This window comes from Moorena sp. SIO3I6, from assembly GCF_010672095.1.
In genome coordinates, this window is record NZ_JAAHHU010000011.1 from 100,962 (window position 1) to 116,624 (window position 15,663).

The window sequence follows — 15,663 nt, forward strand, 5'->3', positions numbered from 1 at the left end:
TTTAGTCCACCACGTTGGTATTCAAGGGTCTACAGCGTTGGGAAGGCTTCGGATATAAATCATCCCAGAGAAGGGTTACCTCCAAACCCTTTTTCTTTTTTCGTAAATCACGTATTTTGTTAGGCCAATCTTGCCATTCTGAGAGGTTTAGATGCTCTCCTTCAATCAGAGGTTGGTTCACGTCCCGACTCCAGACCGCAATGGGTAAAGCTTCCTCAATTCTTTCTAGATCGGAATCTGATGGGTCTGTACCCATATAATAGATATCATCCCCTTCAAATTCCCCAGGGACACTCGGTTCAGTCACAGAATTATTTACATCATTCCATAACCCTTGCTTCTTGACTTCAATCTCATCACGAATCTCAAGAAAATCTGGATCAAAATATCGTTCATAGGAGTTGATAAAAATTGGGTACTCTTCACCGAGGGGTGTTAGGTTTCTCCCTCGCTTAAACCTAATCTTCTCCAATTTTGTTTTGAAATAGTCGAAAGGAAGAAAATACTCAATTGTTAAATTAACTCGTTCCGGTAAACTATAACGAGCCTTACGAATTAAGTTGGGCAAAATCTTTTCAAGATTAGTGTATAAACTCTCACTCTCTTGCTCAGAGACACTTTTTCCACTGTCGCAAGGTTCTAACCGTATCTTTTCTGCAAACCGACCAAGTGGTAAATCCTGACTTTCAAGCCAAAGATTCATACTCAAAAGTAAGGCACCAGAGGCTTGTCCTGTACCATTATCATTATCAACCTCTGGTTCAATCTCAACTTGAAGTCGCAGATTTTCTGTCGTAATCAGTTCTTGAAATTTTAAATCAGCTTTTTTAACAGATTCTTGGATTGTAGAGAGGTTTGCATCTTCTCGATATCTTAGAACTTCCTGTTGCCAATTTTTAATAGTCTTAGCAAGTCTCCTCAATTTGTTATCCTGTTTAGAAAATCTTCGCCGACACCATTCTGCACAAGCCACTAGAGGGCATATTCCTCTTGAAACTGGTTTTTTTCCTAATTCAGTCAGTCTTTTTTCGATTTCTATACAATCCAGAATAAATTCATCGTCTAAGACAAGCTTTTCAATATTTTTATAACTTAAAATAAAAGAGTTTACCTGAAGTAAGCTATCTTCTGGGTGTTTCTTTAATCCAGCAAAAAGTTCCCTAATGAGTTCATCTTGCTTTTCTTCCCATGTTTGTATAGTCTTAGGCAGAATGGGGAAGAATTTAGCAAATTTTTCAGAGCCAGAAGCTGAGTAGGAAGCACGTTGCTCTGAGGAAATAATCTGATTAATTTGGTCAACTATATAATCTAGAGGAATGTATAAATTACCGTAGTTTTTACTTAAATCGTTAAGAACTTGCTCCAAGCCCCTAGAAAATACATCTTCTTTGGCTGTATCTTTGGCACGACAAGCCGCAATCCCATGAACTGCGATACCTGCTCCTCCTACTGATTGGTATTTCTGAACAACTTGTGTAGTAAATTTCGAGACATCACTTATTCCGACCCCAGAATAACAACTATCGATAATATACAGGATTTGTTCAATCTTAACTCCTTCGTTATTCAAAGGACGAACTAAATCTTCTGTTGCCAAGGATGTCTGAGGAAGTTGATTGTAATCAGTCTCTTCCATCAAAAGATAATGTCTATCTCCTTTAAGATCTTCACCATGACCGGAATAGTAAAAGATAACGCGATCGCTCTGACATCGTTCTTCATGCTGAAGCCAGTCTGAAAATTGTTTTATCAACTCATTTTTATTCGGATTTAAACGAAGATTCGTCAAGGCTTCTTCATATCCAAATTTATGAATAAATAAATCAACAACTCTCTGTAAGTCTGTCGGAACACTATCTAAGTTATCTACATCCTGATCGTTGTAGTTGCTTGTTCCACAAGCGATTAAATAATACCTGGGTTTTCCCGCCATATACCTCGTCTACTAATCAATCAAGCCCAACTTAATAGCTTCTCCTGTTTCAGATGCAGTAAAATAGTTACTAGCATTGTGAGCATCAGATCCATTATAAACAAGCTTATCTTCCACTAACCCGTCAAATAAAGGATTTAATTCTTTTTCTAAAGCAACAATATCTCCCGCATCCGCAATGTTGATCCACTGTTTGACACTTCCCGGCCAAGACCCCAAATTAGAGACAGGTGAGGGTTCCAGGCGATCAAAAATCAGCCCTCTTATCCCCAATGGGGAACCTAGAGTCACAAAAACCTCCACTGACCATTCTGGATGTTGGCATAGGGCTTCGTAACAGACAACTGACCCCAGAGAGTGACCAACCAATACACGGGTATCTTGATCTATGGCTTCCACAACGCGATCGCGAATTTTCTGTCTTAACTCTGGTTTATGTAAGTAACCCCCAACTTGCTTCAGAAAAAAGATGACGATTTTTTCAGCAACACCACCAAAAAACCTAGAACCACTTAAGGCATTTAAAGCCTTTTGAACAAGTCTGGGTGTTGCCTTTTCTCTGGATATATCCGCTGGGCCTTTAATATCGTCTTCTACTTTTGCTACTTCTTCCCACCATTCCAGGAGGAGTTCCTTCTCCCAATCCGAGTCAATATCACTGGCGTCATAGTTAGGTATCCCCATTGCTGATTTTGACCGACCTCTGAACAGGTCTCCATAAAAGGCACAGCGAAATTCATGATCGGACTCTAATCTAGCTCCAACACGCTCCAAACCATCTTTGAGGGCTGGTAGCCACTTATCATAAATTGTATTACTACCTCTAAATTCTTGATTAATCCCATGAACACCCACAATCTTAGCCACACCATTACCTACCTATCTGTATAAGGATTTGCTCAAATCCTGTATTATAGCACTACCCATTCAGAGGTGCCGTGCCAAAGCTACCAACTCCTCCAGCAACGTTAGACACGTTGTTGTTATCGGCAAAGTTCTGAAAACTTACCCGATTGGTGTTGGGACGCAATCCACGCACCCACACCTTATAGCACTACCCATTAAGCTTAGGACATTCCTAAACTCAGCAAACCTAGTCCTAGCTTACTTTTGACTTCTGACGCAAGAACCTTGCTGACTTGCCCGTAGCGCTATACCAGTACAGAACTTACGTGGTTAAGTTAATTTTGCCCCCCTAGCCTGCCAATTTTGGGGGGGAAATCAACGTAACCGCGTAAGTCCTGTTCATATTATCAATTTACATTGGGCGACTGAAAGGCGCTCTTGGAAGTGAAAGGCTAGAACCCTTTCCTAGTCTTGGATTCAGACTAGTTTCCACCCGAAGGAGTGTAGTGAGATGGATATCGCGGCTAAGGCTACGACACTCCCGAATCACTAGGTTTCAGAGCTAGAGGGGAATGCACAACAAATCTTTACATGCCGTGGAGAAGATGTTGTTGGGTTAGGAAAAGAATCAAAAGGTTGAAAAGTGATGAATCGCCACTACAAGGCATCGTTACGATAGACACTTTCCGATAAAGCGGTAATGGAAGGTGCCAGCTCCTGGATTAGCCTTGCGATGAAAAGGCAATCGAATCCCAAAATGGACTCGGTGTATAGGCGGCAACCTCAGATTCGTAACTTCTTAGTGTGTCAACAGGTAAGCCGAGGTTGAGTCCTACATCTAGGTCGATTGATGTAGGTAGCCAAATCGTAAGAGGAGGTATAACTCTCAGCCCGGTAGAAGACTGAACCAAGCAAAAGCCAACAGCCGAAAGGCAACAGGAAAATACGAAAGTATATAACTGGTTGGATAGAGGGAAATCCCTTAACTTGAAAGAGTGCTGAATTTCAGAACTGACTTCGAGCTAGGGAAATAATACGTAAGTACCTTAATTGTATATGGAAAAGATAGAACCGCAACCAAAAGGGAACGGTATCGTAACTAAACAAGCCACTGACTGGCACGCTATCAATTGGAAACGTGCCTACAGGACGGTCAGGAAACTTAGACGTAGAATTTTCAGAGCGACACGTGAGGGTAATTGGAAAAAGGTCAACAAACTACAAAGACTAGCTCTCCGTAGCTATTCCAATATCCTGATATCAGTCAAACAAGCAACCCAAGTAAATAGTGGTAAAAAAACAGCAGGGATAGACGGAAAGAAAAAATTAAACCCTGCGGAAAGAGGGAAAATGGTCGATTCCCTCACCACATATAAGACATGGAAGCCAATACCAACCAAACGCATCTACATCCCAAAATCCAATGGAAAGAAAAGGCCATTAGGGATTCCAAGCATAACCGACAGATGCCTACAAGGTATAGTCAAAAATGCACTTGAGCCATCATGGGAAGCAATGTTTGAACCAGTATCATACGGGTTCAGACCTGGAAGAAGTACCCATGACGCAAGACAAAGGATATTCCTAAACATTAAGGGAGAAAACAACAGGAAATGGTGGGTAGTAGACGCGGACATCTCAGGATGCTTCGATAACATTGCCCATGAACCATTACTAGAAACAATTGGAAGTTTTCCCGCAGCCAAACTAATAAAAGAATGGCTGAAAGCAGGATATGTACACAAAGGAACTTTCTACGACACCGAACAGGGAACCCCTCAAGGTGGAATAATTAGCCCTCTCCTGGCCAATATAGCCTTACATGGATTAGAGGAAGAATTAGGTATTAAATACACCTGGTGCAAAGACAATAAATCTAAAAACGGTGGTAATTGGAAAAATAGGACACCAAGGACTTACGTCCGCTTTGCCGATGACTTTGTAATCCTCACCGAAAGCAAAGAAGATGCGGTGAATGCTAAGAAAATCGCTGAAGAGTGGTTATCCAAAAAAGGACTAACATTATCCTTCGAAAAAACTAGAATATCCCACTTGACCACCGGATTTGATTTTCTGGGATGGAACTTCAGGAAACATAATACCAGTACCAGAAAATCCGGGTATATAACCATCATTAAACCTTCAGATAAGAATGTAGCGAAATTTAAAACCAAACTTAAAGAGGAATTCAAGAAGGTACGAGAAGCTCCACAGGAAGTGGTAATCAAAAGACTCAACCCGATTATAAGAGGGTGGGGTAATTACCACAGCGGAGCAGTATCTTCAGAAATCTTCAATAAGATTGACAGCTACATATTCTGGAAGTTAACAAGATGGGGATTAAGAAAGCATCAAAAATCCCGGGAATGGTTGTACAAGAAGTATTTCGGGAAATTATGTCCCGGAAGAGACGATAAATGGGTATTTGGAGAAAGGAAAGTTTATCTCACTAAGCTTGCATGGGTCAATATCGAAAGACACACCCAGGTCACACATACTCATAGCCCGGACGACCCAGAACTCAAAGAATACTGGGAAAAGAGGGAAAATAAACAGAAACAAAAGACCGCAAGAAATAGACTATCCAACGGAAAAGACAAAATAGCAAACAGACAGAACTACATATGTCCTGTCTGTAATCAAACCCTTGGAAGGTTTGATTTTGTGCATCTACATCATATAACACCAAAAAAGGATGGCGGCACAGATAAGTATGACAATTTAATATACTTACACAATGACTGCCATCACTCAATCCATGCCCTGGGTGCGACAAATCCCGAAATACAACAAATGCTAAAAATGGGATTAAAAAAACCCTCCAAGAAGAAGGGACAAAAGCCAAAAGGTACAAACCCGGATTCAAGGAAAAGTAAGTCGCAAAAGAAAACGTGTTCTAAAGAAGTTGGGCGCGCCGTGTGCTTGGAGACTCGCTCGCACGGTGCCTTGGGGACGAAGCGGGAGTAATCCCGCAGATTTACCCGATATCAATCGTTAAATAAAAGAAAAGAAAAAACGTTAACCTTACCAAACATCGTAGACTAATTCAAAAGTGTGACTACCGAAGGCAGGATGGGGTTTTACGGGCTGCTGGCATGGGAATCTCATTCACTATGGAAAACGCACTTGAGAACCCCTGTGCAAAAGCTGTGGGGATTAAAGCAACTTAGGGACTAAATCAGGTTAACGCATTGAACCCAAACTATAATTATAACAGGTAATAATATACCTACCAAATGATATAAATACTTTACTCGTATTTTAGTTAAATCAAGCAAATTGTTTAGACAATTTGGCTTGCTTTTGGGTTAGATAATTTTACAAACTACAATTGTGATTACTAGTTGTGATTACTAGTCATCTTTTGATGCCAGTAAGTCCAAATATTTATTATATACTTTTGATATACTTCTTATTTAATTCTTATAAAGTAGTTATAAAGCTCTCTCTATCTCACTAAGTGATTTCCATTAGTCCCATGACACTAACCCAGATTTTAGGGTTCTTGCTCATTTTTACCGTCTGTCCTATCTTAGGTGGACTACCTCTGATTGCCTGGATTACCTATGTACTGACAAGGCATAACCTAGCCCAGGTAGGTACTGGTAATATATCAGTTTCAGCCGCCTTTTACCACGGAGGAAATCTGGTTGGTGTCTTGGCAGTACTTTCAGAGGCAGCAAAAGGAATTGCAGCAGTCTTACTAGCTCGTCACTTCTTTCCCAGTGAATCAGCCTGGGAATTGATCGCTCTAATCATGTTGGTGTTAGGTCGTTACTGGATAGGCAAAGGTGCAGGGACGACCAATGTCACTTGGGGAGTATTATGGCATGACCCCATTCTCGCATTGCTAGTATTTTTGATTGGAGGGATTAGCTTTACCATTTTCCGCAATCCCAAACATGGCAAACGGGTGATTTTAGTATTGTTTCCCGTGATTCTGGCTTTATTGCATCCCCAGGATTACTCCAGAATTGTAATTGCCACCAGCTTGAGTCTATTATTAGCTTGGATTTATCAAAAAATTCCCGATGACTTAGACCTTCCCAGTGGGGAAGCTCAAGCAGAATCAAAGAAAGTGTTTCATTTTTTCCAAGGCGATAGTGCCGTAATTTCTCTGGACACCAAACTAGACCCTAAAAAAGTTGGGCAAAAAGCTGCCACCCTATCCCAGCTGAAGCGTTCTGGTTACTCAGTACCTGTCGGCTGGGTACTACCTCCAGGGGATGATCCAGAACCTTTGCTCAAATACCTACCCGTTTCTGAATCTGAACCCCTGGTTGTGCGTTCTTCCGCAGTAGGAGAAGATTCAGCCCAGGCTTCAGCAGCAGGGCAGTATCAAAGCATCTTGCAGGTGACCAGCTCAGCCGCACTACTCGATGCCATTAATCGAGTTTTAGAGTCTTATCGTAATCCAGTAGCTGCACAATACCGTCGCGATCAGCAACTGCCAGATACAGCTATGGCTGTGCTAATTCAAAAACAAGTCAAGGGGGTTTTTTCTGGGGTTGCTTTCAGTCGTGACCCTATTTCCCAACAGGGAGAAGCTGTAGTGGTCGAAGCCCTACCTGGATATGCTACACAAGTTGTATCGGGTAAAGTAACACCAGAGCAGTACCAAGTTTATTTCCAGAAGTCAGGGAAGCAAGAGGATTCAGCAGAAACTTTGCCCTCCTCACGGATTGAGGGCAGTGGTGATGTCCCTCCAGCTTTAATCAAACAAGTGGCGCTTTTGGCACGTCGGTTAGAAAACTATTACCAGGGTCTTCCCCAAGATATTGAGTGGAGTTATGACGGTCAAACCCTTTGGTTACTGCAAGCACGACCTATAACTACTCTACAACCAACCTGGACTCGTAAAATTGCTGCGGAAGTAATTCCAGGAGTAATCCGAACCCTAACTTGGTCGATTAATCGTCCCCTAACCTGCGGTGTTTGGGGAGAGATTTTTACCATAGTGCTGGGGAAGCGAGCTAAAGGAATGGATTTCAAGGAAACTGCCACCCTGCACTATTCCCATGCTTACTTCAATGTAACTCTGTTGGGGAAAATTTTTCGGCGTATGGGTCTACCCCCAGAAAGTCTGGAATTTCTGACTAGGGGAGCTAAGTTTTCCAAACCACCGATAAATACCACTATAAAAAACCTACCTGGTTTACTACGATTGCTCGGTCGGGAATGGCGTTTAGACCAAGACTTTGAAGCGGATTACCAAACCCACTTTCTGCCGCTATTGAATCAGCTTTCAGCAAGAACCCAGTCGGAATTATCTCCAGTACAACTCCTAGAACGCATCGACAGTATTCTGAAGGTGTTGAAACGAGCCACCTACTATAGTATTCTTGCTCCCCTTAGTATGTCCTTGCGGCAGGCAGTACTCAAGATTGAGGACAAAGAACTAGATAACAGCAAAACTCCAGAGGTCGATAGTATGGGAGCCTTGGCTAAGATAGCAGCAGATGCTCGCCATTTATTAAGCCACGAACAGATTATCTATGACAGTGGAGCCTCTCTGTTTGCCACCCTAGCAGAAATCCCAGATGGTTCCAGCATTTTAGAGCAGTTTGACCGCTTTCTTGAGGGCTATGGTTACCTTAGCGAAGTGGCAACCGATGTCGCAATTCCCCGCTGGCAAGAAGACCCCCGATCGCTCAGAAAGCTGTTCGCTCAGTTTCTAGCTCATCCACTCCCCCAATCTCCAAAACCTAGAGGGCAAAACTGGAAAGCTGAAGTGGTACAAGCACGGCTGAATCTCAAAGGTCGAGTGACCCAAGTCTACTCTAAGCTGATGGCTCACCTACGCTGGAGCTTCTTGGCTCTAGAGGCACGCTGGCTGCTGTCAGGTTTACTAGTTGAACCAGGGGACATTTTTTTCTTGGAGTTACCCGAAATTCGCTCTCTAGTAGGTAGTGATAACCAGGAACTCAGACAACAGCTTCCAGAAATTGTGCAACAACGGCGCACTAAATTTGAACAGGATGCTCAGCTGACTACGGTACCTTTCCTGGTTTATGGCAATAATCCTCCCTTACCCGCTGACCCCAAATCTTTAGCTGGGTCTGAGCAACGACTGCTACAAGGCATTGGTGCCAGTTCGGGACTTGTAGAGGGTTTGGTAAAAGTAGTGAAAAGCTTGCAAAGTGATATCACTATTGACCAGCAAAGCATTGTAGTTGTACCCTACACCGATTCCGGTTGGGCACCATTACTCGCTCGTGCTGGTGGCTTAATTTCTGAAGTAGGGGGACGTCTGTCCCATGGTGCCATTGTAGCCCGAGAGTATGGTATCCCAGCCGTAATGGATATTAATCATGCTACTGATATATTACGAGATGGTCAACGGGTCAGGATTGATGGTCAGTTGGGGACAGTTGAGGTATTGGACTAGTATAGTAAAGGGAACAGGGAATAGGGAATAGGGAGTAGGGAGTAGGGAGTAGGGAATATGGCATCAAAAATTATCACAATTCATTGAGGATTTCTATACTGCTTTGCCCAATTCAAAATTCAAAATTCAAAAAATTATAGTCATTTACCGATAAATGAATTATAAAAATTCGGCTCTACCGAACTTGCTATGTAAAACTTTTAAAAAATAATTAGTCTAATCCTTATGCGGTAATAGTTTTAGTTTCTGATAGAATGATTTTTTATATAGCACTACGCATTCAGATGTTTGACATTCCTAAACTCCGAAACTTAGTCATAGCTTACTTTTGACTTCTGACGCAAGAACCTTGCTGACTTGCGCGTAGCGCTATAAATAGACTTCCCAATCAGATTTAGTGGTAAATAAGCGCGTATTTATGCATACTAGGTTCGGTATAGCCAAAAATTATAAACAAACAAAATACAGTTTACTTATTACAGCAATTTTAAATTGGGGTTCTTTAGTACCTTGTTTAAAACCCCTGTATACACCATATCTTTGAAGTCAAAAACTAACTCCAAATAATAAAACTAATTAGTTGCTTTTACAGTTAACCATTACCGTTTATCCATTTTATCCATTATTAATTTCTATTATTAATAGGTATCCGTGTAGGAATTATGAGAATTAATTTTTGTTCCCTCTGCCCTACTCCCTACTCCCTACTCCCTACTCCCAACTTATCAAATAATTCTATGGTAAATTAAGTCATAATTGTCCCATCCATTAACCACTGATACCGATACTCTAACTCGACTTTCATTAAAGGGTAATTCTCCAATATTTCATCCTGAAGAATAATCTTTTCTGCTGCATCCCTCGCCAAATTTAATACCTCTTGGTCTTCTACCAAACTAGCTAGAGCAAAATCTGCTAACCCGGATTGGCGCTTACCTAAAACTTCCCCAGGACCACGAAAACGCATATCCATTTCAGAGATAAAAAAGCCATCCTGGGACTGTTCTAATACCCCCAAACGTTGTCTAGCTGTTTCAGTATTAGAACCACTTACTAAAAGACAATAAGATTTGTCAGAACCTCGACCCACACGACCCCGTAATTGGTGTAACTGAGATAACCCAAACCGTTCTGCATTTTCAATCATCATTACGGTAGCATTTGGTACATCTACACCCACTTCAATAACAGTAGTTGAAACAATAATTTGGCTTTTGTTATCCCGAAAGGCACTAAGTGATTTATCTTTCTCAGCTGAATTCATCCGACCATGAAGTAACCCAACCTTAAATTCTGGAAATATACTTTCAGACAGTCGTTTATGCTCTTCAATTACTGACCGCAAATCTAATTTGTTCGATTCCTCAATCAAGGGCAATACCATATAGGCTTGCCGTCCTTGAGCCACTTCTCGACGAATCAGGTCATAGGCATGTTTCCTCTCTTTTCCCTTTAGTACAGTAGTCTGAATCTTCTGACGACCAGGGGGCAATTCATCAATCTGACTCACATCCAAATCCCCGTGGAGGGTTAGCGCTAGGGTTCTGGGAATTGGCGTAGCGGTCAGAGTCAGCACATGGGGAGATTGGCCTTTTTGCTGTAAACGAGCCCGTTGCTTGACCCCAAATCGATGCTGTTCATCGATTACTACTAAACCCAAACTGTGGAAGTTCACTGGGTCTTGAATCAAAGCATGAGTTCCTACCAACAAAGGAAGTTCTCCTGTTTCTAGCTGGGAATGAATTTTTCTACGCTTAGAAACTTTAGTAGAACCTGTTAGTAATTCAACCGGAAGGTGTAGTAAATTAAACCAATTTACTAACTTACGATAGTGCTGTTCAGCTAATACTTCAGTGGGAGCCATCAGAGCAGCTTGGTACCCCGATTGGATGGCGGCTAGAATAGCATAAACTGCCACAATAGTTTTACCGGAACCGACATCTCCCTGAACCAATCGATTCATGGGTGTCTCGGATTCCATATCCTTGAGAATTTCATTGATGACTCTTGTCTGAGCCCCGGTTAATTCAAAAGGAAGCAGTTGATGAAATTGGTCAAAGAGTTTACCAATCGGAGCCATGACCGCACTGCTTTGGGTTTTACGCTGAGCTTGGCGGCGCTGGAGAAATCCGAGCTGTAAGTAGAAAAATTCATCAAAGACTAAGCGCCTTCTGGCATCAGCAAGGGTGTCTGCATCTTGGGGAAAATGAATGTTTGCGATCGCATCAGAAACCCCCATCAACCCATATTCTTTACGAAAGGTTACTGGCAAGGGTTCCTTAATCAAAGAAGTGTAGGGAAGTGCAGCAATTATCGCCCGCCTCACCAAGTCGGCTGGTACCCCTTCGGTTAGGGAATAAACCGGTACAACTCGACCTATTTTCATCGAGTCAATGCTACCCCCTGGATGCTCTAATACTTCCAGTTCCGGGTCTTCTAGAGTAATCCCATATTTATTTTTCTTTACCAAACCCGAAGCAGCTACCACTGCTCCCACTGGATACCGCCGCTTTTGTTGATACTGCCAGTTACGATTACTGTAACGAAAGCCAGCAAAAAAACGACTGAGCTTAATTTCACCAGTAGAGTCTTTTAAGACTATATCTAAAATAGTTAATTTTTTATTACGAGGGCTACTGAAACAGTTACAGCGCTTCACTGTACCCATGATAGTAACTGTTTCACCAGGTACTAAGTCAGCCATATTGACCTGACGGGCATAGTTAACATGATCACGGGGGTAGTAATAGAGCAAGTCACGCACTTTGTGCAGACCCAGACGTGCTAAATACTCACTGTTTTTACTACCCACCGCTGCCAACTTAGCCAGTGGTAGGTCAAGGTTTTTTTTACTACCAAGCTCTGAGGATGCCTGTTGTTTCTCCACCAAGGGCTTGGTTTTAGGCACTCTGACCATAGGATGTTCTGTTTGAGATTTATCTTTAGCTAAACGGCGTTGAGTGTCCTGCTGGAGGTCGTTGAGAAAGCGGCGAGTATCAGCTACCAGATGTTGCCTTTGCTGTAGCGTCATCTGAGCATAACGGGCAAACTGATTGCCGATTTCCTGCCAACGCCGTTTCTCAGTTGATGTGAGGACATTAGGAGTCTTACTAAAACTGAGGCAGAGGAATTCACTAAAGCGGTATTGATTCCCTTCCAAATCAGTAAAGCCAACTCTTGCTTCTACCGACAGGGCTTTTTGCAATCGCACCCAATCTGGTAATTCGGTCATTGGTCATTGGTCATTAGTCATTAGTCATTGATCATTACCTCAGTTTAATCATCAAACCAGCTGGCACGCCATGCTGCTTCGGCTTGAGCAACTGCCTTTTGCCGCTGTTTTTTGTAATACTCTCGCTTCAGTTGACTCATTTTAGCTAATAGATCTCTAATTTTATTACGTCCAGGGGTCAAGTTGGGCTCAGCAAACTCTATCTCAGATAAGCGCAGCTTAATGGCAATAATACGGGTTAATCTGGATTCATCGGTTTCCCGATCACCTTTAGTTTCCATCATTATTTTGATAATATTAGGAGATTCAGCCGTTTCGACCGCAGATGCTTCGACTTTTACCGCTGCTTCTAGGATTTCTTGGGGGAATTTGTCTGGTATAATAGAGCATTTATGCAATAGCCGATTAGCTTCCACAGAGACATCTTGAATGGTTTTGGTGATCCCACTGTCTAGGTGCTTGAGCCATTGCTCCAGTTTTTCTATGCTATTTCGTGGGTTACTCGTTAACTCAGCTGCTGGTGATGGCTCGGTTGGAGCTTTAAACCATGAAGAGTCTTCTGTAGATGAAGACATTTCATAATTTTCAGAGTCATGACTTGGATCATGATCAGAGTCATGATCCAAGTCATGATTAGAGTCATCAGTAGTAGCTGACCTTGACTCTTGCCACTGTTCGAGGAGTGATGGCAACTGTTCTTGAGTCTCTTGAGCCAGCTTTCGTAGGGATTGCTGTAACTGTTGCTTACTGTTAACCGACAAATTTAGAAAAGACTCAGGATACCCTTGAGTGCAAATCCGATAGGCAGCCATAATCAGCTGCTGCCCCACGCATTGACCTAAAAAGGTCAAATACTTAGAGTAGGTTGTTTGGAATTCCTGTGCCAAATGGATGATGGCTTCCTCTAAGGTTGCCAATTCCTGGTCAATTCGATTCACTGCTGTTATCTATACAATTCCATAGTTAATCCGTTGAGCATATCAAATACATGCCTAGTCTACAGTATGCCCATTCTTATAGTTTTACCATGATCGGCTTATACCCGTGAGATTGTCCAATTCTCCACACCCAACTCCACACCCAACTAAACGGGCAAGTAGTTGGGACATCTTGCTAAACTTGGGTCTTGGGGACTAATCACTTTTACACGAGAGGTTGATAACCATGTATCGTGTAACAGTTTTATCGAAATTGCTTGGTCAATTTTCTACCAAGAAAACACAGTTACTCGAACCTAGAACTGGATTAATTTGTAAACCGTTAGTTGGAGGTGCAGCATCTCACAGGGGGCTGAGTGCGACAAAGTGGCGTTCGCACTTTGACAGGACTTACGCGGTGAAGTTTATTTCGCCCCCCTAGCCCCCAATTATGGGGGGGTAATGATGTCAAATTTACCCAGAAGTGGGTAATTTAGGGGTCAAATGTGTAAGTCCTGTTTGAAATCCCCTTAACCAGGTAACTCTACCAATGTAGAGGGTGTATCCTGCAGAAATTTTTAATGAAATATTTCTTAATGAAATTTTTAATGAAATATTTCAAATAATGCTTTAATTCCCTTGACTATAGTCCCAGTTATTTGTAGGGTTTTGTCTTAAGACGAGGCTTTAGCTGAAGAAACTCCCTGATTACTGGCGCAGACAGGGGTCTAGCATCTAGCAATCAGGTATGTAAAGGTAGCAGGGTGAGGTCATGATGAGTCCTTGAAAAACGATGGACTCTTAGGTTTCGGTGGCTAATTTTACAATTTGTTTCCTGAAGTTTCTCAGTGTGAGGAAGTGTATCTAAAAGAGAGGTAAGTTAACGCTTATTATGACAAGTTCAAAATCTCAGCGAACAATGAAAAACAAAGGTACCCTAGTAAAATCTAGGCGACCTATGGCTCACCAAGCCTCCCGCTCATCGTGGGATTATCCTTATCTAGAGCCATTAAAAGCGATCGCAAAATCCTTTTCCCCCTACTGGCTCGCCTGTATTCCCCTGACAGGGATAATTATTCTAGTTTGGCATACAGCTGCTGTTGCCCAGGATAGTGCGGCACCTACCCCAGCAGAAATTCAGGGAACTCTCAATACTATCTGGGTATTGGTAGCTGCTATTTTAGTTATTTTCATGAATGCCGGATTCGGAATGCTAGAAACCGGCTTCTGCCGCCAGAAGAATGCGGTAAACATTCTCTCGAAGAACCTAATCGTCTTTGCCTTGGCAACCATTGCGTTTTGGGCAATTGGTTTCTCCTTTATGTTCGGCAAAGGCAACGCATTTATTGGACTGTCGGGCTTTTTCCTCAACAGTGAAGAGCCCGCTACCTATGGGTTAGATCCATTTCCGGCAGGTCTACCGATATCGGTATTTTTCCTATTCCAAGCTGCTTTTGCTGGAACTGCTGCCACCATCGTGTCCGGTGCTGTTGCTGAACGGATTAAGTTCCTAGACTTTTTAATCTTCAGCATCCTGATTGTTGGGGTATCCTACTCCATCACTGGACACTGGGTTTGGAGCAGTGATGGTTGGCTTGGTGCCATGGGATTCTCAGACTTTGCTGGCTCAACCGTGGTTCACTCCGTTGGTGGCTGGGCGGCTTTGATGGGAGCTGCCTTCCTCGGACCCCGTAGCGGTAAGTACGAAAACGGTGAACCTCGTGCTATCNCGTGACATCAATGGCGCTCGTGGGATATTCCTGAGAGCTTTGGTAGATACACCCTGGCTGAAAAATCAGCTTGCATTGGCGGGCTAAAGTATACTTTGGTAGATTTTGGTAGCTAAAAAGTATCGGTATTATTGATTTGGCGTTGCTGAATCTTAGAATGAATATAAGTAGGGTGGGCATCCTGCCCGCTTGGTAATTGTAACGGGCAAGATGCCCGTGCCACCAAGATGCCCGTGCCACCAAGATGCCCATTCCACAAAACTCTTAAAATCATTCCATTATTAAGCAACGCCAGTGATTTTCCCCTACAGGTGCCCGATCCTAGCTATAGACTTTCCCACTAGGAGCTACCTAGAACAGCCAGCTTCAGCAGGCTTTTTGGCCAATTAGAGCAGTTTCATCTGGAGCAGTTGGGATAAATCAGGTTTTGGCTGCTGATGGCCGCCATTTTAGCTGGAAAAATGGCCTATCTAAGCTAACGTTTATAAAGACTTCACATAAAATTTACAATCTGGTGGGACGATTCATAAGTAATTTACAGAAAATTGCTGATAGACATGGTTAACTTTAGAAGAAGCAAAAAGTGCAGCAGGTACTCAAAGCATGTAGTTTCTCCT

The 15,663-nt window shown here is 42.6% G+C and carries 7 protein-coding genes and 1 pseudogene; 3 read left to right on the forward strand and 5 right to left on the reverse strand.

What is annotated here, in order from left to right:
* Window position 1: 1 nt before the first annotated feature.
* Together F6K49_RS06540 and F6K49_RS06545 are read right to left on the reverse strand one after the other, a co-directional pair.
* Window positions 2-1,933, reverse strand: a complete 1,932-nt coding sequence (locus F6K49_RS06540; RefSeq protein ID WP_293065190.1) for a caspase family protein — start codon at window positions 1,931-1,933, stop codon at window positions 2-4.
* Between the two features lie 12 nt (window positions 1,934-1,945).
* Window positions 1,946-2,800 carry a hypothetical protein gene (locus F6K49_RS06545; RefSeq protein ID WP_293021947.1) on the reverse strand — a complete coding sequence of 285 codons (855 nt, stop codon included), beginning with the start codon at window positions 2,798-2,800 and terminating at the stop codon, window positions 1,946-1,948.
* A 1,035-nt stretch (window positions 2,801-3,835) separates the two neighbouring features.
* Here F6K49_RS06545 and ltrA point away from each other — a divergent pair.
* Window positions 3,836-5,746 carry a group II intron reverse transcriptase/maturase gene (gene ltrA, locus F6K49_RS06550; protein WP_293095170.1) on the forward strand — a complete coding sequence of 637 codons (1,911 nt, stop codon included), beginning with the start codon at window positions 3,836-3,838 and terminating at the stop codon, window positions 5,744-5,746.
* A gap of 511 nt (window positions 5,747-6,257) precedes the next feature.
* Window positions 6,258-9,167, forward strand: coding sequence for a glycerol-3-phosphate acyltransferase (locus tag F6K49_RS06555; protein WP_293095173.1), 2,910 nt, complete (start codon window positions 6,258-6,260; stop codon window positions 9,165-9,167).
* A 745-nt stretch (window positions 9,168-9,912) separates the two neighbouring features.
* Here F6K49_RS06555 and recG read toward each other — a convergent pair.
* On the reverse strand, window positions 9,913-12,399 hold the full coding sequence (recG, locus tag F6K49_RS06560) for an ATP-dependent DNA helicase RecG (protein ID WP_293021949.1): 2,487 nt from the start codon (window positions 12,397-12,399) through the stop codon (window positions 9,913-9,915).
* 44 nt (window positions 12,400-12,443) lie between these two features.
* Window positions 12,444-13,337, reverse strand: coding sequence for a hypothetical protein (locus F6K49_RS06565; RefSeq protein ID WP_293095177.1), 894 nt, complete (start codon window positions 13,335-13,337; stop codon window positions 12,444-12,446).
* Window positions 13,338-14,235: 898 nt separating this feature from the next.
* On the opposite strand from F6K49_RS06565, the pseudogene F6K49_RS06570 reads away from it, so the two are divergent.
* Window positions 14,236-15,045: pseudogene (locus F6K49_RS06570) on the forward strand (ammonium transporter); the annotation flags it as partial.
* Window positions 15,046-15,158: 113 nt separating this feature from the next.
* Here F6K49_RS06570 and F6K49_RS06580 read toward each other — a convergent pair.
* Window positions 15,159-15,320: a hypothetical protein gene (locus F6K49_RS06580; protein ID WP_293071330.1), complete on the reverse strand. Its 162-nt coding sequence runs from the start codon at window positions 15,318-15,320 to the stop codon at window positions 15,159-15,161.
* Window positions 15,321-15,663: the final 343 nt, after the last annotated feature.

Excerpts from the sequence above, each read along its gene's own strand:
- F6K49_RS06555 (WP_293095173.1), top strand. The coding sequence starts at position 6,258 with ATGACACTAACCCAGATTTTAGGGTTCTTGCTCATTTTTACCGTCTGT.
- F6K49_RS06580 (WP_293071330.1), bottom strand. The coding sequence starts at position 15,320 with ATGATTTTAAGAGTTTTGTGGAATGGGCATCTTGGTGGCACGGGCATC.
- recG (WP_293021949.1), bottom strand. The coding sequence starts at position 12,399 with ATGACCGAATTACCAGATTGGGTGCGATTGCAAAAAGCCCTGTCGGTA.
- F6K49_RS06540 (WP_293065190.1), bottom strand. The coding sequence starts at position 1,933 with ATGGCGGGAAAACCCAGGTATTATTTAATCGCTTGTGGAACAAGCAAC.
- ltrA (WP_293095170.1), top strand. The coding sequence starts at position 3,836 with ATGGAAAAGATAGAACCGCAACCAAAAGGGAACGGTATCGTAACTAAA.